The organism is Listeria booriae (assembly GCF_000766865.1).
GTDB classification, from domain to species: domain Bacteria; phylum Bacillota; class Bacilli; order Lactobacillales; family Listeriaceae; genus Listeria_A; species Listeria_A booriae.
Genome location: NZ_JNFA01000006.1, coordinates 26231 through 50084, shown reverse-complemented (window position 1 = coordinate 50084; position 23854 = coordinate 26231). Strand labels below are relative to the sequence as shown.

The window sequence follows — 23854 nt, the reverse complement described above, 5'->3', positions numbered from 1 at the left end:
GGACAACATTGTGCTGGAAGGTCACATCTCGACTGTTGGGGTAACGGACATAATAAGCCAGACCTGGGTCAGGGTGCTGCATCTTGCGCATTGTGGCACAAACATTGTATCGCTGTGCTGGTTTCCCAGCTGATTCCATATGTCCGATAGTTCTTGTAAGCGTATTTTCTACTCGCATATTTTCCACCGAGTAACCAATAATACCATCATCCTTCACATTCTCGACTTTCATCGCATGATTGGGTGCGGTAACAGCTGTTGTGCCACGAATCGTGACGTTTTTAGCCAAATCAATTGTTACCCCGCTTCCAGCCATATTTTGGATATCCACGTCTTCAATGGTCAGATTCTGAAGATAATCCTTTGCTGTCGGTGCCTGGGGATTCGAACCTTCCCCATAATTTCCTTTGGCTGTGATACCACCTTGAATATCAGTAGTTACTTTATCTGGGGATTGCAGTCCATCTAAAGTCAAATTACGTATCTTTGTATTACTTTCCATGTCAATCAAGGCGTCATAATAGCGTATTCCATCAATATGCGCTATTGACGATTGGATAAAATCACCAACTATTCGATAAAGCGTTGTTTTTCCCTGCCCTTCTAGAGCCACTCCTTCTAGGAGACTTATTTTATTCTTTACATACCAATCTCCATTAGGTAAACGCACCGTTCCACGTTGCTTCTGTGTATTAGGAAGTTCCTGGTTTGCCCGTTTGATAGCTTCTTCAATCATGTCAGAATTGGCTAATTTAGCAACATCCATAGATCCAGACATCATCGTGTACGAGCTTTGATCTATAATATTCCCTTGTGCATCCAGTATCTGAATCGCGTACATTCCTGTCATTGCCCTAGGCTTTACTGATGTCGTTCGTATCTTGTCGCCCACTACTTCTTGTTGTAAAAACGCCACAATCTGCCCTTCTGTATCCTGATACTGAATCTGTTGTTCGCCTGGTTGGAGCCATTTAACGCCATCCTCTGCTTGTACTTCTCCCTGTGAGCTAGCCACGGTCGCAGGGATTTTTTCTCCTTCCGGTGTATATACGTTTAATTGACTCGTCTCTCCCGTCGTCTTTGTCTCTTCGGCCTGAATCGTTTGGGCGAGCGCTTCAAAATGCGCTGTATCCTTTGCCTGTACAGCTGGTAGCGCCTCTAATGGCCGAAAATCGGTCACTTGGTTCCCTGTCAGCCGTAATGTTTGTAGTTGCGTCAATCCTTGCAACGCTTGTACCGAGGTAATCCGATTCATGGAGAGATCCAAGCTCTGTAACTGCGTGAGCTTCGCTAATGGGGTTAAGTCTTGGATGAATTCATTTCGCAAGGTCAGATGCTCTAAGCTTTTCATCAACGCCAATGGTGCTAGCTGTTGAATCCGCCCCCCTTCATTCCCCTCTACATGCAGGGTTTTTAAGTGGGACAACTGTTGAATGCCCGTCAAATCTGCTATCGGTCGCTCGGCGGTATCTGCTAAGGTGATGATTGTCGCTAATTGCTCCGCAGACACAGGCGCTTCTAAGTTGACTCGTTCGGGAAACAACGTTTTTTCTGGATATAACGCTAGATACACCGCGTGTGCTAGGTGTGGATCTGGAAATCGCTCCTGAAAGGACATCTCGATTTCCGCTTGCGTCACTGCCTCGATGGGGTGCTGACCTTCTAGCCAGCTCTCCGCTGGGCTGAATAATAAGGTACCGAGGCACATACCATAACTTGCTTTTTTGATCCATGTTCTTTTCTTTGACATATATTTAACTCCTTTTACACTTACTTGATGGATAACGAAGGAGTAGCCAAGTGCCTACTAGCAACAAGGTGAATCCCCATCCGATGGCATGCGTGGTACGCTCTCCCAATGAGGGCAGGGTCGTTCCTGACACAACTGGCACCACCGATGGACTTGTTTCGGAGGATACTTGCGTCGGTAAAGAGACGGATGGCGTCCTTGTATCTTCTATCACAGGAGATGGTAGGGAAGGCTTCGGTGGCGTGGTGTGTCCCTCCTCTACTGGATCCATCGCTTCGATGGGCTCGTCTGGGGCATAGACAAAGCGTACCGTTTGCCCGGATGGGCCAAAGATTCCCGTCGCGTTCGCTGGGTGTTCGGAGACATGGTACCCTGGAATCACTTTAGCTTTCGCGTGAAACGTCTCCCCTGCGTATCCCTGCAGGATGTCTTCTTCCGCTACGGCTTTCCCTTGGGCATCCACATGTTGTACTGTGACGGGTTGGGCTACCGGCAACGCTTGTTTGGTATAGACAAAGCGAACGGTTTGTGCCACCGCTTGGAAGGTCCCGGTATGATTATTTGGCAGGCTCGTCAGTTGATAGCCTGAAATCGTTTTAGCCTCGGCTTGATATGGGGCACCCAATGCTCCAGTCAAGGTTTCTTCTTGTGTTAGGGCTTGCCCTTGGTCATCGACATACTGCACCGTGACGGGTTGCGCCGTAGGTGGGGCTGTCTCTTGTGCATAGATAAAGGTCACCGTTTGCGCTTCTGTACCAAAAGTGCCCGTTTGATTGGCTGGTGTCGTGACAAGACGGTACCCTGCAATAGCTTGGGCTTTTGCTTCATACGTATCCCCTAAAGCTCCTGTCAACACTTCTTCTGATGCTACGACCTTCCCTTCGGTATCTAGATGGCGCACTGTGACTGCTTGGCTGACAGGGACGGCTTCCTTGGTATAGACAAAAGTCACCGTTTGCGCCTCGGTGCCGAAATTTCCTACCCGATTAATCGGTTCTTCGATTAGCTGATACCCGTCAATTGTTTTAGCTTTGGCTTCATACGCTTCGCCCAGCACTCCCGTTAGACGTTCCTCTGGAGCTAAAACTTCGCCTTGATCATCCACATAACGGACAGTGACGGGTTGGACGGTTGCTTTGGCAGGAAGCACTCGCTGCTTAAAATCTACCCTAATGTAGCGATCGGTACCGCTTGGCTCAGATAGACTTTGTGTGAAAGTAACATTTCCCATCCCAACCTTACTATACGTGGCATATTGGCCATCATACGCTTTCATACCTTCCCACTTTCCATCCACCATGACCCCACCAAACAGCACCTGCTCTCCTGTGGGATCAAAAGCCTGCATAAAAACAGGTTCCCCAACATAGGCATCTGGGAGAGTAATATTTCCTACAAGGACCCACGTAGCATTCGGATCTTGAATCAAGGGTAAGTGTTGTAACGGTCGAAAATCACTCACAGTGGAGCTCAAAAATAACTTCTTCAGGTGCGTCAATTGACGAAAAGGGGCCAAGCTTTGAATGCGGTTTTCTCTCGCAAAATCGATATGTTCTAGTTTCGTTAATCCCGCAATCGGGCTAGCATCTGTGATTTTGTTCTCACTTAAATTTAGATACGTCAGATTGGTTAAGTTTTTTATTCCTGAAATATCTGAAATTGCTTGGTTTTTTACCGCTAATACTTTCAGTTTAGTCAGGTTGGAAAGTACGTCTAGATTCTCTATATATCCACTAAAACCACTTGTTGTGCCAACCCATAAATCCTCTAGATTTCGAAGGTACTGGACCCCCTCGATATTACCGATAGGATCGCCCAGAGCAGGATCATCTTCGATGATTGTCACTCGATCTAATTCTGCTTGTGTGACCTCTTTTTTTACATCTATGTTATTTGGGTGCGTTTGTGGATAGATTTCCATCGCCACTTGCAACGCTAATTTGGAACTTGGAAAAATACTCGCAAAAGTACTTCCTGCTGGTATGGTGGTTACTTTCGTTTCCCTTTCTGTTTGCGTTGTTTCCACTGCTTGAACCTCATTTGCGGGCACAGCATAAGGTAAACAGCCATTCGTGACTAGCACTCCTGCAAGCCCTATGCTCATCCACACTTGGCGCTTCCTTCCTTTTTGATTAGTTGACATTGACTCCACTCCTCCTTTATTACACTTCTTGTTCCTCGTATTTTATTGAATTGAAAAGACCTTGTAACAGCCTCATGGCTCCTCCATTTTTCAATTGTATCTGTTTTCACATGTAATTGCTGTATACATAATAAGACATTTTTTCTTCAAAAAAATAGTAAGATAGCGCTTTCTTTAAACTATTTCCAACCTACTGGCCAAATTGACGTTTTTAAGAAGGTCGGCTACCACGCCACCAACAAAAAAAGACACACGTATTTGCGCATCTTTTTTTAGGTGAATGACTTTAATAATACTTCCGCAACCCCGTCTCCAACGAATCTTCCACCACAAACCCCAGTTTCTTTATCTTCTCAATATCCGCATATGATTTTTGAATATCGCCGGCTCTTGCGGTTTGGTATGTCAGCGGTAATTTTTCACCAGTAATGGTTTCATACATGCCAATCACTTCAAGCAAGGTGTGCCTTTGATCGGAGGCAATGTTGTACACCTCAGAAGTACTTTCTTCTGATTCTGCCAGCAAAATTAAAGCATTCACCACATCGCCTACATAAACAAAATCACGAACTTGCGAGCCGTCTCCATAAAGTGTGAAATTCGCTGTTTCGTCGCCTGCTTTCACTCGCTGGAAACAATCCGTCAAAATAGAAAGCACGCCAGAATACGGGGATGTAGGGTTTTGCCTTGGCCCATACACATTGAAAAAGCGAGCCGCACTGCTTTTTAGGCCAAATAATTGGCTATACGTAATGACATAGCTTTCGGACGCCCATTTATCAATGCCGTACGGAGTAATTGGCGCAATAATCGACGACTCCTTTTTAGGAAGCGTTGGCTCACTCCCATACACCGCAGCCGACGACGCAAAAACAAATTTTTGAATGTGAGCCGCTTGTTGTTGTGCTGCGTGTAGTAAATAAATCGTGCCATTCATATTGATACGGTGTGTCTCCACTGGATTTTCAATCGATGCCGCAACACTGGCCACGGCTGCTAAATGAAAAATATACGTAAAAGTATAGGTTGCAAATACTTGCGCCACGTCTTCTTCTTGACTAACATCGCCAAAAACAAAATCGAGATGAGGACTTTCCGGGAGATTCATCATGGTACCTGTACTCAAATTATCTAGTACGACAATATGGTATTTTTGAAGTAATTTCTCGACGAGGTGGCCACCTATAAATCCTGCGCCGCCAGTAACTAGAACTGTTTCTTTTTTCATGCTATATCACTCTTTCTTCGTTTTTTTAGTCGCACGTTTTGTATGATAAATTGGAGATTTCGGAGGTTAATGAGGAGCAGTAAGCTGACTGCCAGCGTGTTGCTTAGTAGTTCTGGGACTTTGCTTTGGTATAGAAATAAGGCTTGAATGGCTAAGACGCAGATGGCTGGTATTAGTGTGATGTATTGAATGCGGATTTTGACGTATTTGCGGGTTTGCACCAGTCGGACGAGCCATACGAAGAAGAAACTGACAGTCGTTGCGATGGCCGCCCCATAAAGCCCAATCCGCGGAATGAGCACAAGATTCAGCCCAACGTTCAGCAATGCACCGACTAAAGATGTGATGAAAACCTGATTTGTACGCATTTGCACGGCATAAATCACACCAAGAAATCCTGAAAAACTAGCGAACATCACGGCAAACAACTGAATCGGAACAAACTTCCAAGCTTCAAAAAAGGCACTGCCTAATCCGACGCCAAATCCCCATTTTAAAACAGAGAGAATCAGTGCCCCAGCAATAATCATGAACGAAGCTAAAGCGTTAAACACACTGGAATAAAAGCGGTCGCGGTCTTTTTGACTACCTTCTTCAATCGCCGTTAGTTGCCATGCTTGCATAAAGATCGAACTGAGCGTGTTCAGAATAACCGGTATTTTATTGGCCACCGCGTAATAACCATTGGCCGTAAGCCCCAATACGGACTGGATAATGAGCCGATCTGACGTATCCATTACCCACCACATCAACGTATTAGGAATGAGTGGCAAACTATACGCCAACATTCGCTTCATTAGCGCTCCATCTCGCGGAGAACCGGCTAGTTTTTTGGCTATGTTTCCACTAAAACTGAACAACATTATATTGCTAAGCGTAAACGCAATCACCATGCCAATGAAATAACCCATAATTCCAACGTGAAAGAACACAATCAAAACACTCACAATAGAAAAAATCATAATCGCCGTCAAAAGCCCATTGATCACGTATAATTTGATGCGACCCGTTCCTCGTGCATATTGTGCAAACACTAGATTTGTCGCCTGTGCAAAAATAATCGCCGCAATTACTAATGTGTCCATCTCAAGCCCGAAAAACAGAATACCAATCACGCTTCCCGACAGGAAAAACAAACCGACAAACGCACAGATGATAAGTCCATTCAGCAAGACACTGCCCTGGTTCTCGTCCTCTTTCATAACAAACCGAAGTACCGCGTCATAAATAGATAGCGTCACAAAAGGCAAACACAGATTAATAATGACCGAAATCAGCTCAACCTCACCGTATTCTTGCGGATTTAAATGATGCGTGAAAACCACAGCGAGTAGTAAACTAATCAGCTTACTTCCCATACTCCCAATCGAGAAAAGGATGGTATTTTGAAATAATTTTTTGTATTTACTGCTCATTCACTCGACTCATTTCTTAATTTAGTGTGTTTGGACAATTTTATTCAATGTTTGAGTTAGCAAGGTGGACGACGTGTTGCTCGTATAAGGAAAGTACACCACATCCACATCGTTCGCTTTTAAAATGCGTTCTGTTTCTGTGAACAAAGGGCTTCCCTTCCAATCAGAGCCAACAAACATGACGTCAAACTGGAATTTCTCCATCGCTGCTATTTTGTCACGCGTTGTTTGGGCTGTGACCTCATCGACAAAGGAGATGGCTTGGACGATTTCTAACCTCTCAGCAAATGGAATGACTGGTGTTTTATTTTTATAGCTCTGCACCAACTCATCTGTGCTCACCGCGACAATGAGATGTTCGCATTGCTCCTTGGCTTTTTTTAAAATATTGAGATGTCCGATATGGAATAAGTCGAAAACACCAGAAGTGTAGCCTAATTTATATTTTTTCATAAAGTCGTACCATCCATTTCTAAAAATTCTAAAATTCGCTTCGCTGCATTGTTATCATAAAATCGATTCATTTTCGTACATAACTTGGCGCGTTCCAACACATACGCATCGTTATTCACCGCTAACTCCTCGATAAACTGTAGAAAATCCGCTTCTGTATGAATCTTCGTTCCTGGCATATAATCCAACGGCTCATCGACAAGAAAACCGCGGCCAGAGCTATAATTCGCCATGTCTCCAAGCTCAAACCCAATCGGCTTATTCAGCAACAAATAATCAAAATACACCGAAGAAAAATCCGTAATAAGCGCGTCAGATTGGCCCAATAAGGCGTATAAATCGATTCGTTCCTGCAACATCTCCACATTCGAAAGCGTCACAATATTCGACATTTGATAAAACGGTACGAACCGAAGATCTTGATTGGGGTGAAATTTAATCACGAGTAGCGTTTTAGTTGCCACCAACTTCGCATTCAACTGCTCGAAAAACGTAGGGCTCATCAGCGATACATCGGTCGCACTATCCGTCGCAAAATCCACCCGGTCACTATTACGAATATGTTTAAACGTCGGCAACCAAACAACTAATTTCGTGTACTCATATTTAGCAAGAAAACGCGCCGTACCAGCATCCTCACAAAACAGCTTATCGTTCCTCGGAAAGCCAAGAATTTGCATCTTATCCTCTCCACCGAGTAAGGAAGTCGCGCGCAATGTAGCCGCATATTCGGACGTCGAAAGAATATATGTGTGCGCATCCACCTCTCCGAAACAACCACGACTATCCTTTAATGGCGTCCCGTGCGTTAGGAAAAACCGAATTTGCTGGCCATCCTTGCGATATCCCAATACTTCATGCGTATAAAAACAATATTTCGCGACGCAACTATAATACAAATAGCGAATCGATTTTCTAGTTATGCCAGATTTTTTCATGAATCGCACTTTGTCATACCCGAGATTGTTCATCCGTTTAGGGTCCGCGACAAACCAGATAATCTTGTATTTCTGATTCAAACGCTGCCGCATCATCTCTTCAAAAAGTGCCTTAGAGTTATCTTGAAATCCAGACATACTCTCAAAGAGGACAATATTTTTCACTGGAAGTAGGCGGAATAATCCCACCAAAATATACATCAAGCGTTTCATTCGTTAACTCCTATCTGTTTTAGTTTTTTAGGCCATACGTATAGCATGTCGCCCAGTAGAAAATAGCCTCGGAAGTAGCAGCGCATCGCTAAACGGCGGATTTTCTTTAATTGACGGGACTCGGGTTTATGTGTTAATTCCACCCAATGCGGGCATACTTTTTCCAGTTCTTGTTGCATGACTCGAAGGAAGAAGCGTCGCTCACTCTTGTTTTTGATTGTGCTACTTTTGCTCAATGTCATGACATAGCCTAATTGCTCTAAATACATGCCCGCCATCAAGTCCGTTTGCACATCCGGCAGTGTCGCTATTTGTCGCTGCAAGTGCGCTAAAACCTGCAGTATATCTTTGTAACGCACGGTGTTCACGGTATTCGTTTGCGAATCCTCACGCGACTGGTCGTATACATAGAAAGCCTCGTCTATTTTGCACACATTTTCCGCCTTCGCTAACACGAACGGAACCACACCCAAATCCTCATACCACAACCCCTCTGGGAAAAAAACATCTTGCCACAATGCGCGGCGGTACATTTTATTCCACGGTGCCGTTCCAGCTGTAATCGCCGAAGTTCCCACCGCCACATAGTTTTGCTGCTGTTTGTGATTTAAACTGAAATAATCAAAAGCAACAATATCTGCGCCGAGTTCCAATTTTTCAACACATTTCTCTAGTAAATCTGGCAGAAGATAATCATCGCCATCTACCATCAAAAGATAGTCGCCGTTCGCCTGTTCCAGCCCCAAGTTACGCGCACTCGCCTGACCGCCATTCGTCTTGTGTAGTAGCCGCACCCGCGTATCGCGCAATACATATTTCGCCGCCAGCTGAGCGCTCCTGTCCGTTGCCCCATCATCCACAACAATCACTTCAAAATGAGGGTACGTCTGCGCTAAAATGGAGTCTAGACACCGTTCCACATATTTCTCAATGTTATATACCGGAATAATAATTGATACCTTCACTGCTTCCATCCTATTCTCCTTTTCATTCAACAAACGATACGAAATCTTTCAACTTGCCACCATCACGATGAAAAAATGCCTGCTCCACTATTTCGTAAGTCATATCTGTCGCAAAATATTTTTTAATTTCCGCTTCGAGTTGCTGGCGCATCTTTGCTGTAAGTTGCTGCTCCATGCGAAATTCAAGATGTCCTTTTCGATGTTGCAACACTTGGTAATGAATCGCGGACCCACTGTCCATCACGATATTTTTGAAAATATAATAAAACGTTAAACTCGGATACGTCATTTTTTCACCAAAAATTTCTTTGCCGATGCGTCCCATAACAGACTTCACAATCGTGTGCGCCCGCCCGCAAGAACACTGGCTCTCCGTGTCTAGTTCTACATAATCGCCCAACTTGTAACGAATAATCGGGAATGCCTTCGAAAACAGATTGGTCACCAAAATTTCGCCATCTATTACTTCCACAATCACATTCTCCATCGTCATATGCATCTTGCCTTCCGGACACTCGAACGCGATAATTCCCGTTTCCGCGGCGCCATACTCGCTAATCATTTTACGTCCAAATACTCTCTCCACGGTCGGCTGATACGCATCAAAAATTTTCTCAGACGTGCCTTTAATCATTTTCAAATGCGTCTGGACTGGGAGCTTTTCTTGTTCGATTTTGCGCGCGACATGGTAAATCATCGACGAATAGCCTTCCAAATAATCGGCACGCTCCAACTTCTTAATGAACTTATTAATTTCATGCTTCTCATAAGAAAAAATTCGGAATCGGTTGACAAGGCGATCCATTAGTTTAAGTTTCCAATGCTTTTTAATAGCCAAATTGTAGCCCCAGAAATAGCCGTTTCTATCCCAAGGCTTGATGCCATACCAACTGTAACCGCGATGAATAGCTGCACGGTGCCTCGCGTCCCATTCTAAATCGCGCTGGAATGTGAGCGGAGTTCCTGTACTACCCGACGTTTCCGAAAAGAACAGTTTGTCAAAAGTAGCAGTGGCATGAATCGCTTCATTTTCTTGGATTAGGGTTTCTTTTGTTATTGGAGGAATGAGTGGAAGATCTGCCAGTTCTTGAATGTCCATCGGATGAATGCCTGCCTCGTTGAATAACTTCTGATAATACGGGGAGTTCGTATAGGCCCAGTGCACGAGTTCTTGTAATTTAGCTAGCTGATACGCTTCTAATTCCGCTCGCGACCACCTGTCTGTTTCTTGTAAAAATTGTTCTGCTTCTGGTAATACTGGATTACGACGCTTCACGCCTTGTTTGTAAATCCATTGATACATCTTAACGTTCACCTCTTGGCTGGTAGTTCCACATTTCTTTCAGGACTTTCCAGAATAGTTTTGTCTGCCTTTTTTTCAAACAGAATACGGATAAAAGAACAAATGCTGTTGGCGTGTTATACATTCGTTTAAAAAGCGGGCCTTTGCTTACAACTTGTTCCGTGGTGAGCCTTGTTAATCTCGGCTGTACTGCGTGGTAGACAAGTAGTTCAGGATGGAAATACGTGCGGTAAGATTGGCGATGCAAGTCCGCTAAAAAAATGTTCTCTTCTCCCGAAATATAATCACCACCTAAACCAAAAACCTCATCAAATCGAATCCTCGGTCCGTGCTGATTCGCCTCCAAACAACGCCTCTTCACAAAAATTTCTATCGAAGAACGACTCATTAATTCGCGTTTCGTTAAATAGGTCGCGGTTTGGATACGCTGCCTTCGTCCAAATTTCTGGCGATCTGGGTCGTACATGTTGAGGCTGATGACATCTTTTCCTGTTTGAAAGGAAGCTACCACATGGGAGAACGTCGCTGCGTCATACCAGCAATCGTCATCGCCAAACGTGACAATATCACCTGTAGCATGTGATAAGCCGATATTCCTAGCTTTCGAAAGACCTCTTTTTGACGTGATGACGAGCTTTGTTTGTACATGATAGGTTGCCAGAATATCGCTCCAATGATCTTGTTCATTTTGCAAAACAATGATAACTTCGAAGTGTTTATATGTCTGGTTTTCTAGCGTTTCTAGCATTCTTTTTAACTCGGTGAATCGTGTTCCTAGCGTTGCCACAATGACCGAAATGACAGGTTCGCTCATTGTAATTGCCTTACTTTGGCCAGTGGGCGCCCAATCGATTGATACGTGATACCGGCTAAAGCCATCGCATGCTTATCAAAGCAGTTCCGACCGTCTAACACGAGCGGAGTTGCCATATAGTTGTTGAACGTGTCGGGCGATGTCGCACAAATCTCATTCCATTCAGTGAAAATCAAACACGCGTCGGCTCCATCCAGTGCTTCTTCGACGGAGTTTTTCATTATCGTAGCATCTCCTAATATTTCGGCCGTTTTTGCCATTGCAATTGGGTCATATGCTTGAATTATCGCGCCTTCTTTTTGCAGTACACGCATGTTTGGAATCGATGGTGCTTCTCGTAAGTCGTCGGTATTTGGCTTAAATGTTAGGCCTAGCACGGCGATTTTCTTGCCTGCCAAATTCGGTAGCTCTTTTCGCAACTTATGCATCAACACGTATTTTTGCTTCTCATTGATTTTTATTGCAGCTTCAATCGTTCGAAGCACAAAACCATGATCTTCTGCCAGCCAGTGGAGCGCTTTTGTGTCCTTTGGAAAACACGAACCACCGTAACCAATCCCCGCCCGTAAAAAACTATTGCCGATTCGCGGATCATATCCCATTCCTTCTGTGACTTCTTCAATATCTGCTCCCAAAATGTCACACAAATTCGCAATTTCATTCACAAAAGAAATCTTGAGTGCGAGAAAATCGTTACTTGCATACTTTACTAATTCCGCACTTCTACGTGATACAGCTAAAATTGGTTGCCCGTATGCGTCATAAAGTTCCCGCATTTTTTCTTCTGCCGCTCTAGATTCCGTGCCAATCACAATACGTGAACCGTGGAGCGTATCGTATATCGCACTACCTTGTGCCAGAAACTCCGGATTGGAAACAACGTCTACGTGTACGGCATGCTTTAATGCTTCCTGCACAATCGTCTCAATTTTGTCGTTTGTCCCTACAGGAACGGTCGATTTCACGATGACGAGGCAATCTTTTTGAATGCTCTGGCCAATTTCACGTGCCACTTGATAAATCGCGCTTAAATTCGCAGAGCCATCCTCATTTTCTGGAGTTCCTACGCCAATGACGATAGCGTCTGCATCTGCATAAGCGCTCGCGCCATCTGTCGTGAACTGAATCCGGTTTGCCGCTAATTGTTCTTGTAATAACGTCTCTAAACCTGGCTCGTAAATGGGTGAAATGCCTTTTGTAAGTCCTGCGATTTTCTGTGTATCTAAATCCACGGCTGTAACCATGTGGCCATGATGCGCGAAACCTACCGCCGTCACCAAACCGACATAGCCAACACCTGCAACTGCAATTTTCATCATTTTTGTCCTCTCCTCTTCCATAAAGCATTCCATACGTAGCAACTAAAAACATAACTTGTATCTAAAAACGATAGCTTTTCTTGCTCGCGGTACATGTGCCAATTTTTTTGAAGCATCCGCCATTTATTACTGGATAAGGAGGCAACACTCACTCGGTAATAGGCGAGCGGCTCATTTAAACCGTAGGCGTACGCATGTTGTTTTAAAATCGTCAGCCACGTGGCGGTGTCTTGCCTCGCCCGCATCAATGGCATCCGAAAATCACCGACTTCTTCACGGTCAATAATGACAGTTAAACAGCCAATAATCGTGTTTTTCAGCAGTTGCCGATAATTGATTTTTTCAGGTACTCTAACCGTACGTTTCTGCTCAGCTGGGTGTTGCTCAAACACATGATACGCCGTGAAAGAAAAGCCATAGCCATGCGTCTTCATAAAGTCGAGCTGCTTCTTCAATTTTTCAGGATGCCAAAGATCATCACTATCCAAAAAGGCGATATAACGCCCTTGCGCTTGGCTAATCCCTTCATTTCTCGCAAAACCAGAACCGCGATTCTCCGGGAGAAAAATCGTCTTGATACGCGCATCTTGCTTTGCTAATTTTTGTAAATGTTCCACGGTTTTGTCACTCGAACAATCGTCTACAACGAGCAACTCCCAATGTTTGTAAGTCTGTTTTTGAATACTCGCAATGCTCGCATGCAGTTGGCCTTCGCTATTATACGTTGGCATAACAATGCTTACTAAATCTGTTTGATATTTTTTTATCATGAATAATCGTTCCTATCCGTCTTGAAATGGTCGATATTTTTGTCGTAGCCATGGTTGTTGCTGTTTTCGTTCTTTGATTTCGTCCGCGTAATAAAGCACCGCAGAACCTTTTCGTATCTTCTGGATTTTCCCCCGTGCCACAAGTGAATGAAAACATTGTTTGGAAACACCTAAAGAATCAATCGCTTCTTGTGTCGATAAAAATAGGTTATTGAGTACTTTTAACTGTTCTTCATAGTTTTTCATTGCCATCTTCCCATACTCACCCCTTTATATTTCCGGAATTGTTACAATGACAGGCAAACTTGTTATGTCTTCAAAATCCTTCACTGTCTTAAATGTATTTTTTAAAGACTCGCGAATGACAAAACAAGCTAAACTTACAAATAACGCCATCACAAACGCTAAAATCATATAAATTCGAATCTGCGACGTGGTTAAGTTCCCGCTAAGTTCCGCGTCTGATAAAATGTTGACATTATCGATATTCATTAATTTCGGTACTTCTTTTTCCATAGACAAAGCAAGTGTTTCTGCAATTTTTTTAGCCATTTCAGGATTTTCTTGTTCGACGTGAATGGAAATGACTTTCGATTCTTTCTCGTTTTGCACGCTAATCACTTCACGCAGTCCCGAAACACTTGTTGGCAAATCTAGCCGCTCAATAACGTCCGCCAAAATCACTTTACTTCGCAAAATCACGTTGTACGTATTGACTAATTGCGTGTTTGAATCTGTACTACGGTACGTTCCTGTCTGTTCATTCGTTACTTTCGGGTTAATTAGAAGCTGTATCGACGCATCGTATTTCGGCGCCATAAATTGATAACTAGCAACACCCACCAAACACGTAGCTAAAATCGCAATAATTAAACTAATCATTATTTTTTTACGCATAATAGCCACTATACTTACCAAGGACAATTCTCGTTTCATGTTCTCCATCCTTTTCGTCGTTCTATATTTCGTTCTTTTTCCTTCAAACTTCTAGCCACGAGGGCAAAGAAGAAGAAAAATATTTCGTTCAAAATGAGAGACAAAGATGTCATCATCGATAAATAACCGATGAGCGCTATCAATAACCACCATTGTTCTTTATCTACCAAAGCCGCCTTCACTAGCGTCCAAACCAGCGTCACAATTGCTGTCACATAAAACATCATTCCAACAATCCCTGTTTCCACTAATATTTCTAGAAACGAGTTATGCATAAAAATCGCTTTTCCCGCAGCAAAGGAATGATACGCCTGAAAATTGAACGAGCCAATCCCAAACAGCGGTTTATCCATAAAATAAGCCAGCCCATCCGTCCAAATATCAAACCGACCACTTCCACCATCCTCACTCACCGTGCCAAACCGCTCCAACAACAACTCCCACAAAGACACTTCCATAAACTGATCAAAAAAGAGATTTGCTAGCAAGAAAAATCCCACCGCTCCTAACACCATCATGAGTTTTGACCTCACGCTACCAACGAGTAAACACAGTACGAGCACAATGACTAACGAGATAATCGCACCACGCGACAACGTTAGCATGACACATAGAATGCCGATAAACCCGCCAAGCAAGTTCCACCATTTTTCCCGATGCGTTAAGAAATAAGCAATGAATAACATGTTAATAAAAACAAAGATATTCGGATCATTCGTCAAACCAAGCAATCTCGCAAAATCACGATCAATCATTACACCCAGCTCTCGAATGCCATTTCCGTGCATGTTAAATCCTAAATTCACAAGCCCCATCACATAATAACCAAGGCTCAAAAGATTAAACACAAACCCCGAAATAATAATCGCCCATTCAATATCTTTCCACCGAATCTGATTCAGCCAATACCGACAAAAGAAGTAAAAAACAAGTAAGATAAACGTAGCACCCATCGCTCGGAGCGCCGCCGTCGGATATGCCGTAATCACCCCACGCAAGTCATAGTAAACATAAAAGCCCACAAACGCCATTTCAAAAAACAGCAGCTTCTCTATCGTAATTTTGGACAAATAATAAAACATGAGTAGCAGTAACATCATCATATACGGCTTCACAGCAAGACCTATCTGCACATTGAACGCACTACCAATACTTAGAAAAAACAACATTCCCGTCAGCAATAAAATCTGATTTTTAGAATGGCGCCGGGCAACATTGTTAGGATAATCACATGTCCAGTCATTTCTATAATCCATCAATTTTTATCCCATCCCGTATTAGTAATAATAACGATACCTATCTCGCACTTTCACTTGAACACGATTAAATACAATTCCCAGACACGTTGCTGATACTTGATTCAACACCCGCTGAGCTCGATCCATCTCTTCTTTTCGGACCTCATCGTATTTCACAACAAGCAATGTCGCATCACTATGGTTCAAAATCGTCTTCACCTCTGGAACGAGCAACACAGGCGGCGTATCAACAATAATCAAGTCATACTCCTGCTTCACCTGTAACATAAATTTCTTCAACCTCGCCGCATCAAAAAGTGTCCCCGGCGCATCTTCCACCAATCCACTCGTCAAAACCGCCAACCCTTGTATACCAATATCTTTCAAGCAATCCGCCAAACGATACTCTTCTTTCAATACATCGCAAAAGCCGACAGCGTTCGATAAACCTAATTTTTTGTGCACAGAAGGCCGCCTGAAATCACTGTCAATTAACAACACACGCTTCCCCGCTTCAGCAAAACTTCTCGCCATCCCAATCGCAATCGAGCTCTTGCCTTCACTAGATAAAGACGATGTGACGCTTATCGCTTGAATAGCTTGATGCTCAGACAACTCAATCGTCGTTCTAATATGCGCCATTTGTTCTTGAAAAAAGAGGTTTTCATTTAACATTTCCTTGGTTCTCATCTATCATTCACCTATTCTTGAAACGTATTTGTCATCGACTTCACTTTATCGCCATCAAACGTCACGCGTAGCTCTCCGTAACCACGTGGACCAGTAATAAAGAAAGCCTCCACCGTCTTGCCTTTTTCCGTTATATTTTGCGCCGCGCCAGCATATTTCGTCAGCAATTCGTCTTTCGTCCAATCTTCCTTCTTCACAATTGCTTGAGCCACCTTGATTGGAATATACGCGTTCTGTACAAAATAAGTCGTTGCATCATCTGCTCTGCTCTTAATGACTGCCTTTTTATCATGAATCACGAATTCGCCATCCTTATACTCCAGCGCATTATTGTTTTTCGTTAGCTCTGCGAATTCTTGTTTGCTGACTTCGTTATCTTCGTTTTTCCAAGAAGTGATTGGTTTCGCTTGTTCCGCATCGTTCGAACATCCTATTGCGAAAATTGTTAATATTACAACTACAGATATGATTATTTTCTTCATCTCATTCTCCTTATCGTGCGCCGCTACCGCTCATAATGACTTTGACCGTTCGGCATAAGATTCGTGCCTCGTTAAATGCCGACATCGTTTGAATATATTCTAAATCAAATTTCAGTTTTTCTTTCGGGGAAATATCATAGCCACCATTGACCTGAGCCCATCCAGTTAAGCCCGGTTTAACAACTAGACGTCGCGTAAAATTAGGATAAAGTGTCTGGAATTCTTTCATAAAAATCGGACGTTCGGGACGTGGGCCAATAATGCTCATCTCGCCCTTTAATACATTCCAAAGCTGAGGTAATTCATCAATGCGCGTCTTCCGAATAAAGCAACCAACTTTCGTAACTCGAGGATCATCCTTTTCAGCCCATTTGGCGCCGTTCACTTCGGCATCGCTTGTCATCGATCTAATTTTATAAATTGTAAATGGCACACCGTACAGACCAACTCGTTGTTGTCTATAGATAATTTGTCCAGAAGATTCTAGTTTCACCGCACACATTGTCACTAACATAATAGGCGCCGTAATCACTAACAAAATGATGGCAAAAACGAGATCGAATAAACGTTTCATTGCTTGAAATACAGCAGACTTCTTCTTCGTTTTTGTATGTTCAAATCTAAATTCATACTCCATGTTTCCCGTCCTTCCAATATAGGTTGAGATACGCTAGAACTGGCTAGCATATCTCATACCTCTAATCAAAATTATTTTGTAACTACAAGGTCAGCGTAAGCAATTCCGCCTGCTACTCCTTGACTTAAAAAGATAATCGCGCTTGTGTTTGTTGCACCAGTCGTGAACGTCAATGTTCCTTGACCGTAATCTGTAGATGTGACAAAGGCATTGGCTTGCACGCCACCATAGCTCTTCACGCCGACAGACAAGCGTGCACCGTTTTCTACTTTACCGTACGTGGAAACGGTATATGTTGTGTTTGGAAGAAGGCCTGTGATTGTTTGTTCCACACTTGAGTTTCCTTCTAGTTTCAAGACTTTGTTATCATTTTCTGTTACGACAACTGGTGTTTCTGCTGTTGCTGCTTTCCATGTTTTCCAGCTTGTTAAGTTCGTGTCAAACGCACCATTTTTCGTTAGGTTATCTGTTTGAGACGCTTTAAGTGCTGTGAACAAAGTAGTTGCGCGAGCTAGTTCTGCTTCAAAAATAGCTTTTGATTTTAATCCTGTTGGTACTGCTTCTACTGCGGCTGTTGCTGCTGCTAGGTCTTCCTCTGTTGTTGTCATTTTGATAGCACCGTTATTCGTTGTTACTGGTGTTAAAAATTCTGTGCTAACGGATGTTCTTGATGTGAATAAAGCTGTCAATGCTTCGTTTGCTGCAATTACTTCTGGGCGTTCGCTTTCTGGTGTGGAGTCTTTGAATAGGACTGTATCTACTGAACCGGCACTGATTCCTGCACCTTTTAGTAAGAAGACTGTTGCCGTTGTATTCGTTGCACCTGTGCGGATTGTTACACTTGCTTTCGTATAATCTGCGCCACTAACACGTGCTGTTTTTTGCGTACCACCGTAGTTTTTCACGCCGACACTTACGTAGCCATTGTTGTCAGCTTTACCGTAGATTTCAAGTGTGTATGTTGTGTTTGGTTTCAAACCGGAGATAACCTGCTCAACACTTGAACTTCCAGCTAGTTTCAAGACGTTATTGCTATCTTCTTTTACTGTCACCGGAGTTGTAGATGTTGCGCCATTCCATGGTTTCCAGTTTGCAATACTGCTGTCAAATTCACTGTTTTTCACTAAGTTATCAGTTTGTTCTACTGTACGGTCATTCCAAAGATCTTGTGCTGTTTTCAATGTTGCTAGAAGATCAGCTTTTGATTCGTAGCTATCTTGCATTGCATTGACAACTGCCATCGCTGCATCGATATCTGCTTGTTTTACCGCTAGTTTCAAGGCACCATTTTTGTAAAGTGTTGCTGTTGTATCATTGACACCTGTTACGGATAGGTTCGTGAATAAGTTATCTACTTTGTTTGTTGCTTCAATAACTTCTGGAATTAAGTCTTCGCCATTATCTGCTTTTGAGATAACAAAGTCGCCAAAACCATTTCCTGTTCCTGCACCTTTCATTAAGAAGAAAGTAGCTGATGTTGCGCTTGCTCCTGTAGTGAAGGCAATCTGACCTTTACTGTAATCTGTAGTTGTCACACGAATACTTTGTTGTGTGTTACCGTGGTTTTTAATACCTGCAGATAAGAATGTTCCGTCGTCTACTTTACCGTAGAATGTGATGACGTAATTCGTGTTTGGCTTCAAACCTTGAATCGTTTGTTCTACGCTTGAATTCGATGCCAATTTCACTGTTTTAGTTGCTGGTCCTTCTGTTGCTGCCACTGTTGGTGCTACCGAACCTGAACCAATCCATGTTTTCCAACCGTTAAGCGCGCTGTCAAAATTACCATTGTTTACTTTGTTTCCGATTTGTTCGTTGTTACGTGCGATTAGTTGTTCTTGTACTTTATCTAGTTGCGCGATTAAGTTCGCTTTTTCGGCAACTCTGTCTGGTACTAGGCTGACTTTATCTTGTGCTTGATAGATTTTCTCTTGCGTTGTATCTAGTTTGATTGCGCCATACGCATCTGTTTTTTGACCAAAGCTTACAAGTGTTGTCATCAAGCCTTGGACAGCTTCTTGGGCTGCGTTGAAGAATTTTGTATCTAATAAGTTTTGTGCATTATCTAGGTTTGTTTGAAGTTCTTTCTTCACAGATGGAACTGTTACAGCGTCAATTAGTTTTTGTGCGGCATCTATAGCTGTTTGGTCCGTTGCATCTTTGATGATTCCTGTTGATGGCTTGTTGCTGTTGAACAATTCGTTGACTGCTTTTTCAGCGGCTGCTTGGCGTGCTTGTTCTGCTTTATCTGCTGCTGTTTTTGCGTCGAGTAATTCTTGCGCTTTGTCTAGGTTAGCTTGTAATGCTGCATTTGTTTCCGGATCTTTGACAGCATCAATTAATTTTTGTGCAGCGTCAATGGCGCCTTGATTTGTCGTATCTTTAATCGCGCCTGTTTTTGGATCATTGTCTTTGAATAGCTCGTTCACTGCTTTGTTTGCAGCTGCTTGATCTTCTTTTTCTGTGGAGTTCTTTTCGTTTAGCAGTTCTTGGGCTTTATCTAAGTTGTTTTGTAATTCTTGTTTTACTGCTGGATCTGTGACTTTATCAATGATTTTCTGCGCTTCATCGATTGCTGTTTGGTCTGTTGTGTCTTTGATTTCGCCCGTTGCAGGATTATTATCTTTGAAAAGTTCATTGATTGCTTTATCCGCTTCGTTTTGACGATCTTGTTCTGCTTTTTTCGCGTTTAGTAATTCTTGTGCTTTGTCTAAGTTAGCTTGTAGCGCGTCTTTCGTTGCTTGATCTTTGACGGCATCGATCACTTTTTGTGCAGCATCAATTGCAGCTTGATCCGTTGTGTCTTTGATTGCACCTGTAGCTGGTTTGTTATCTTTGAAAAGTTCGTTGACTGCTTTGTCCGCTGCTGCTTGACGGTCTTGTTCTGCTTTTTCTTCCGCTTTTTTCGCGTCTAGTAGTTCTTGAACTTTATCTAAGTTGTTTTGTAGTTCTTGTTTCATCGTTGGATCAGTAACTGCGTCGATTAGCTTTTGCGCTTCGTCAATCGCTTTTTGGTCCGTTGTGTCCTTGATTACGCCTGTGGACGGTTTGTTATCTTTGAAAAGTTCATTGATTGCCTTGTCCGCTGCATTTTGGCGGTCTTGTTCTGCTTTTTCTTCTGCTTTTTTCGCGTTTAGTAATTCTTGTGCTTTGTCTAAGTTAGCTTGTAGCGCGTCTTTGGTTGCTTGATCTTTGACAGCATCGATCACTTTTTGTGCAGCATCAATTGCAGCTTGATCGGTTGTATCCTTGATTGTGCCTGTTGCTGGTTTGTTATCTTTGAATAACTCATTCACTGCTTTATCCGCTGCTGCTTGGCGGTCTTGCTCTGCTTTTTCTTCCGCTTTTTTAGCATTTAGTAATTCTTGTGCTTTGTCCAAATTAGCTTGTAGCGCGTCTTTGGTTGCTTGATCCTTCACGGCGTCGATGACTTTCTGTGCAGCATCAATTGCATCTTGATCAGTTGTATCTTTGATTGCGCCTGTAGACGGCTTATTATCTTTGAAAAGTTCGTTAACCGCTTTGTCTGCTGCTGCTTGACGATCTTGCTCTGCCTTTTCTTCTGCTTTTTTCGCGTTTAACAATTCTTGCGCTTTGTCCAAGTTAGCTTGTAGCGCATCTTTTACAACTGGATCTTTGATAGCATCGATTGCTTTTTGTGCAGCATCAATTGCGGTCTGGTCCGTTGTATCTTTGATTACACCTGTAGACGGTTTGTTATCTTTGAAAAGTTCATTGATTGCTTTGTCCGCTACTGCTTGATTGGCTTCATCTTCAGCTTGTAGTCTTGCGTTCAATAACTCCTGGGCGCGGTCAACTTCTTTTTGTAATTGTGCTCTTACTTCTGGGTCTCTAATAAGATCCACTTGTTCTTGTGCTGTGTCGATTGCTAGTTGGTTTGTCGTACTCTTGATTGCATCTGTTTTAGGATCGTTATTTTGGTATAGCTGTTTTATTAAGAATGATGCGATTAATTGTTGTCCTTTATCTTCTTCTTCCAAAACTGTTCTCTCATTTAGAAGTTTTTGTGCAAGTTCGATATTCTCTTCTAATATTGCTTTTAGAGCTGGATCTGTTACCTTAGAAACGGCTGCTTTGGCATCATTAATTGCTTGTTGATTCGTGATTGCTTTGATTGCGTTTGTTGCTGGGTTATCATTAGTGAACAGCTCGTCTACAAGTTTTTTCGCTGCTTCGTCGTTAGCTGCTTTTTCAGCCGCGATTTTAGCATCTAGTAGTTCTTTAACTTTATCTAAGTTAGCTTGTAATTCTTTTTTAGCTGTTACATCTTCGACAGCATCCACTAATTTTTGAGCATCATCAATCGCTTGTTGATTGGTTGTGCCTTTGATTTCACCTGTGGACGGTTTATTATCTTTGAAAAGTTCATTGATTGCTTTGTCCGCTGCTGCTTGACGCTCTTGTTCTGCTTTTATTTTGGCATCTAGTTGTGCTTGAGCCTTATTTAAATCCGATTGTAATTCTGCTTTTTTAGCTGGGTCTTTTACTAGGTTAACCAAGTCTTGAGCTTTCACAATATCAGTTTGTGCTAAATCTGTTTTAATCGTGCCTTGAGGATCTTTATTTCCAAACAGATTATTAACAGCTTCACGAGCAATTTTTTCTGCCAATAGCTCTTTTGCTTTGTCTAAATTAGCTTGTAACGCATCTTTGCTTACTTGATCTTGGACTTCATTCACCAATTTTTGAGCTGCGTCAATTGCAGCTTGGTCTGTCGTGTTTTTGATAATACCAGTGGATGGTTGGTCATCTTTAAAAAGTTCATTAATTGCTTTTTCCGCAGTTGTTTGACGCTCTTTCTCGGCTGCTTTTTTCGCTTCTAATAAGTCTTGCGCAACATCCAAATTATTTTGTAAGGTTTCTTTTACCTTTTCATCTAAAACAGTATCGATCAATTTCTGTGCATCATCTATAGCTGCTTGATCTGTTGTATCTTTGATAATTCCTGTTGTCGGTTGATTATCTTTGAATAGCTCATTAACTGCTTTTTCTGCTATTTCTTGGCGTTCTTTTTCAGCTTGTTGTTCTGCTGGTCTTTTATCTAAAAGGGCTTGTGCTGTATTAATATAATCCTGCAACTCTTTTTTTACAGTTGCATCTGTAACTGTATCAACAAGCTTTTGAGCTGCATTAATAGCATTCTGATCCGTTGAGTCTTTAATGGCTCCTGAAGTTGGCGTATCTGACTTAAATAATTCATTAACTGCTTTTCTAGCATCTTTTTGCTTTTCTATTTGAGCAAGTTCATCTGTTCCGACATAGTTGAAGTAACCTGTAAGCATAGCAGCATCTAGACGACTCCCCGTTGAATTATAGTAACCTACGAATATCTGATCGCCGTATTTCCAACTCTTATTGCTAGGGAGACGATAAATTTTTTCTCCTGAAGTATCGACCCCTAATTGCCAACTATCACCTATTATCAAAAAATCTCCATAAGCATATATATACTTCACCTTTACATATGGTCCGATGCTATCTAACTTAAATTCAGCGGATACTATTCGAACTCCAGTTGCTTTAGCCTCTAAAGGATTTGCTAGAATTGTTGTTACTGGCGTTGCTACGGTTGATAGAGCCAATACCGCTACAGCCGTACTTGTTAATATTTTTTTACTTGATTTTTTCATTATAATCTCCTTTAATTTTAAAAGTTTTATGTTGGGATTCGTTAGCAAGCGTTACATTGTCAACACATCCTTTCCTGTTCATTCCATTACATACCTAGCGTCTACAAACATCCCTTCTTCATTTATGCGAACAATTCCATCACTGCATAATTTTTTAAGTATTTTGTAAAATGTCTTGTTGCTAACTCCGATGTAATTAATAATTGAATTTTGCGATAAAAATTGTGGTATTTTTAGATAATTAGTATCAGCATGATGTTCTCCGTATCTACTAGCGATATCGTGCAGATAATACATTACCCTTTCCTCTGAAGCTTTATGTTCCATCAAATACCGTGACAACATCTGATCTAGAATTTTCTTCATTGTTAGATAGTGATATAAGTAGCCATCTTGGATATTGATAATCTTTCCTAATATGTCACTTTTACTAAATTCCCACAGTGTTATCGTTTCCGTTAGCACTTTCACATATTCTTCCTGAGCCTCTCCTTCTCTGGTTGCCAGATTATGAAGCCCTGCTAACTCTCCTTTTCCAACGAATGAAATTAGTTCCTTATTCGAATAAAATCCTCCTACACCGTCTTCAATAATAAATATGTTAGAGTCATTTTTTTGTTTATCTGGAAAATAGATTTTTTCATTCTTATTGTAAGTTTTATATTTATGCTCAATTGGATAATAGCTATCATCAAGCAATACTTGTAAAAATTTCCTAGTTGAAAAATCTTGGTCTAAAGTATCAACATTGTATAATTGCTCGAACTGATACATCTAATAATCACTCCTTCTAATAATAAGACTATCATATGAGATTCCCGTAAAATACTGTAGCCTTCCACACATTTAACAGTATAGTTGAACTTTCTGTGACATTTTCGTCATTACTTCTAGATTTGGAACTTTCGA

At 42.2% G+C, this 23854-nt stretch carries 19 protein-coding genes; all 19 read right to left on the bottom strand.

Going from position 1 to position 23854, the window contains the following annotated elements; translation table 11 throughout:
- The coding region (locus EP57_RS03100; protein ID WP_036084123.1) for a leucine-rich repeat domain-containing protein at nt 1-1750 on the bottom strand (1750 nt) is incomplete at its 3' end.
- A gap of 4 nt (nt 1751-1754) precedes the next feature.
- The gene (locus tag EP57_RS16360) at nt 1755-3893 is read right to left on the bottom strand and encodes a MucBP domain-containing protein (RefSeq protein WP_052167520.1); all 2139 of its coding nucleotides are present in this window, start codon (nt 3891-3893) and stop codon (nt 1755-1757) included.
- A 286-nt stretch (nt 3894-4179) separates the two neighbouring features.
- Nucleotides 4180-5121 (bottom strand): NAD-dependent epimerase/dehydratase family protein, encoded by a 942-nt coding sequence (locus tag EP57_RS03090; RefSeq protein WP_036084121.1) that lies wholly within the window; start codon nt 5119-5121, stop codon nt 4180-4182.
- On the bottom strand, nt 5118-6536 hold the full coding sequence (locus EP57_RS03085) for a lipopolysaccharide biosynthesis protein (RefSeq protein WP_052167519.1): 1419 nt from the start codon (nt 6534-6536) through the stop codon (nt 5118-5120). The genes EP57_RS03090 and EP57_RS03085 overlap by 4 nt, the downstream gene beginning before the upstream one ends.
- A gap of 21 nt (nt 6537-6557) precedes the next feature.
- Nucleotides 6558-6989: an FAD synthase family protein gene (locus tag EP57_RS03080; RefSeq protein ID WP_036084118.1), complete on the bottom strand. Its 432-nt coding sequence runs from the start codon at nt 6987-6989 to the stop codon at nt 6558-6560.
- Nucleotides 6986-8140 (bottom strand): CDP-glycerol glycerophosphotransferase family protein, encoded by a 1155-nt coding sequence (locus EP57_RS03075; RefSeq protein WP_036084116.1) that lies wholly within the window; start codon nt 8138-8140, stop codon nt 6986-6988. The genes EP57_RS03080 and EP57_RS03075 overlap by 4 nt, the downstream gene beginning before the upstream one ends.
- Entirely contained in the window at nt 8137-9114 is a 978-nt protein-coding gene (locus tag EP57_RS16355) for a glycosyltransferase family 2 protein (RefSeq protein ID WP_052167518.1), read from the bottom strand. The genes EP57_RS03075 and EP57_RS16355 overlap by 4 nt, the downstream gene beginning before the upstream one ends.
- A gap of 13 nt (nt 9115-9127) precedes the next feature.
- Entirely contained in the window at nt 9128-10408 is a 1281-nt protein-coding gene (locus EP57_RS03065; protein WP_036084115.1) for a phenylacetate--CoA ligase family protein, read from the bottom strand.
- A 1-nt stretch (nt 10409) separates the two neighbouring features.
- Nucleotides 10410-11222 carry a glycosyltransferase family 2 protein gene (locus tag EP57_RS03060; protein ID WP_052167516.1) on the bottom strand — a complete coding sequence of 271 codons (813 nt, stop codon included), beginning with the start codon at nt 11220-11222 and terminating at the stop codon, nt 10410-10412.
- A complete protein-coding gene (locus tag EP57_RS03055; protein WP_114982954.1) occupies nt 11219-12541 on the bottom strand; it encodes a UDP-glucose dehydrogenase family protein in 1323 nt (440 codons plus the stop codon). The genes EP57_RS03060 and EP57_RS03055 overlap by 4 nt, the downstream gene beginning before the upstream one ends.
- Nucleotides 12538-13311: a glycosyltransferase family 2 protein gene (locus EP57_RS03050; RefSeq protein WP_036084113.1), complete on the bottom strand. Its 774-nt coding sequence runs from the start codon at nt 13309-13311 to the stop codon at nt 12538-12540. The genes EP57_RS03055 and EP57_RS03050 overlap by 4 nt, the downstream gene beginning before the upstream one ends.
- Nucleotides 13312-13323: 12 nt before the next feature.
- Complete coding sequence (locus EP57_RS03045) at nt 13324-13557, bottom strand: helix-turn-helix domain-containing protein (RefSeq protein ID WP_036084136.1); 234 nt, start codon at nt 13555-13557, stop codon at nt 13324-13326.
- A gap of 24 nt (nt 13558-13581) precedes the next feature.
- Nucleotides 13582-14247 (bottom strand): YveK family protein, encoded by a 666-nt coding sequence (locus EP57_RS03040; protein ID WP_052167512.1) that lies wholly within the window; start codon nt 14245-14247, stop codon nt 13582-13584.
- Nucleotides 14244-15503 carry an O-antigen ligase family protein gene (locus EP57_RS03035; protein ID WP_036084110.1) on the bottom strand — a complete coding sequence of 420 codons (1260 nt, stop codon included), beginning with the start codon at nt 15501-15503 and terminating at the stop codon, nt 14244-14246. Before EP57_RS03035 ends, EP57_RS03040 begins: the two co-directional genes overlap by 4 nt.
- Nucleotides 15504-15524: 21 nt before the next feature.
- Entirely contained in the window at nt 15525-16175 is a 651-nt protein-coding gene (locus EP57_RS03030; protein ID WP_052167510.1) for a CpsD/CapB family tyrosine-protein kinase, read from the bottom strand.
- An 11-nt stretch (nt 16176-16186) separates the two neighbouring features.
- Nucleotides 16187-16657, bottom strand: coding sequence for a hypothetical protein (locus EP57_RS03025; RefSeq protein ID WP_036084107.1), 471 nt, complete (start codon nt 16655-16657; stop codon nt 16187-16189).
- Nucleotides 16658-16667: 10 nt separating this feature from the next.
- The gene (locus EP57_RS03020) at nt 16668-17294 is read right to left on the bottom strand and encodes a sugar transferase (RefSeq protein ID WP_036084104.1); all 627 of its coding nucleotides are present in this window, start codon (nt 17292-17294) and stop codon (nt 16668-16670) included.
- Nucleotides 17295-17365: 71 nt separating this feature from the next.
- On the bottom strand, nt 17366-22945 hold the full coding sequence (locus EP57_RS16350; RefSeq protein WP_052167508.1) for a toxin Cry1Ac domain D-VI-related protein: 5580 nt from the start codon (nt 22943-22945) through the stop codon (nt 17366-17368).
- A 78-nt stretch (nt 22946-23023) separates the two neighbouring features.
- The gene (locus EP57_RS03010) at nt 23024-23719 is read right to left on the bottom strand and encodes a Crp/Fnr family transcriptional regulator (RefSeq protein WP_036084101.1); all 696 of its coding nucleotides are present in this window, start codon (nt 23717-23719) and stop codon (nt 23024-23026) included.
- Nucleotides 23720-23854: the final 135 nt, after the last annotated feature.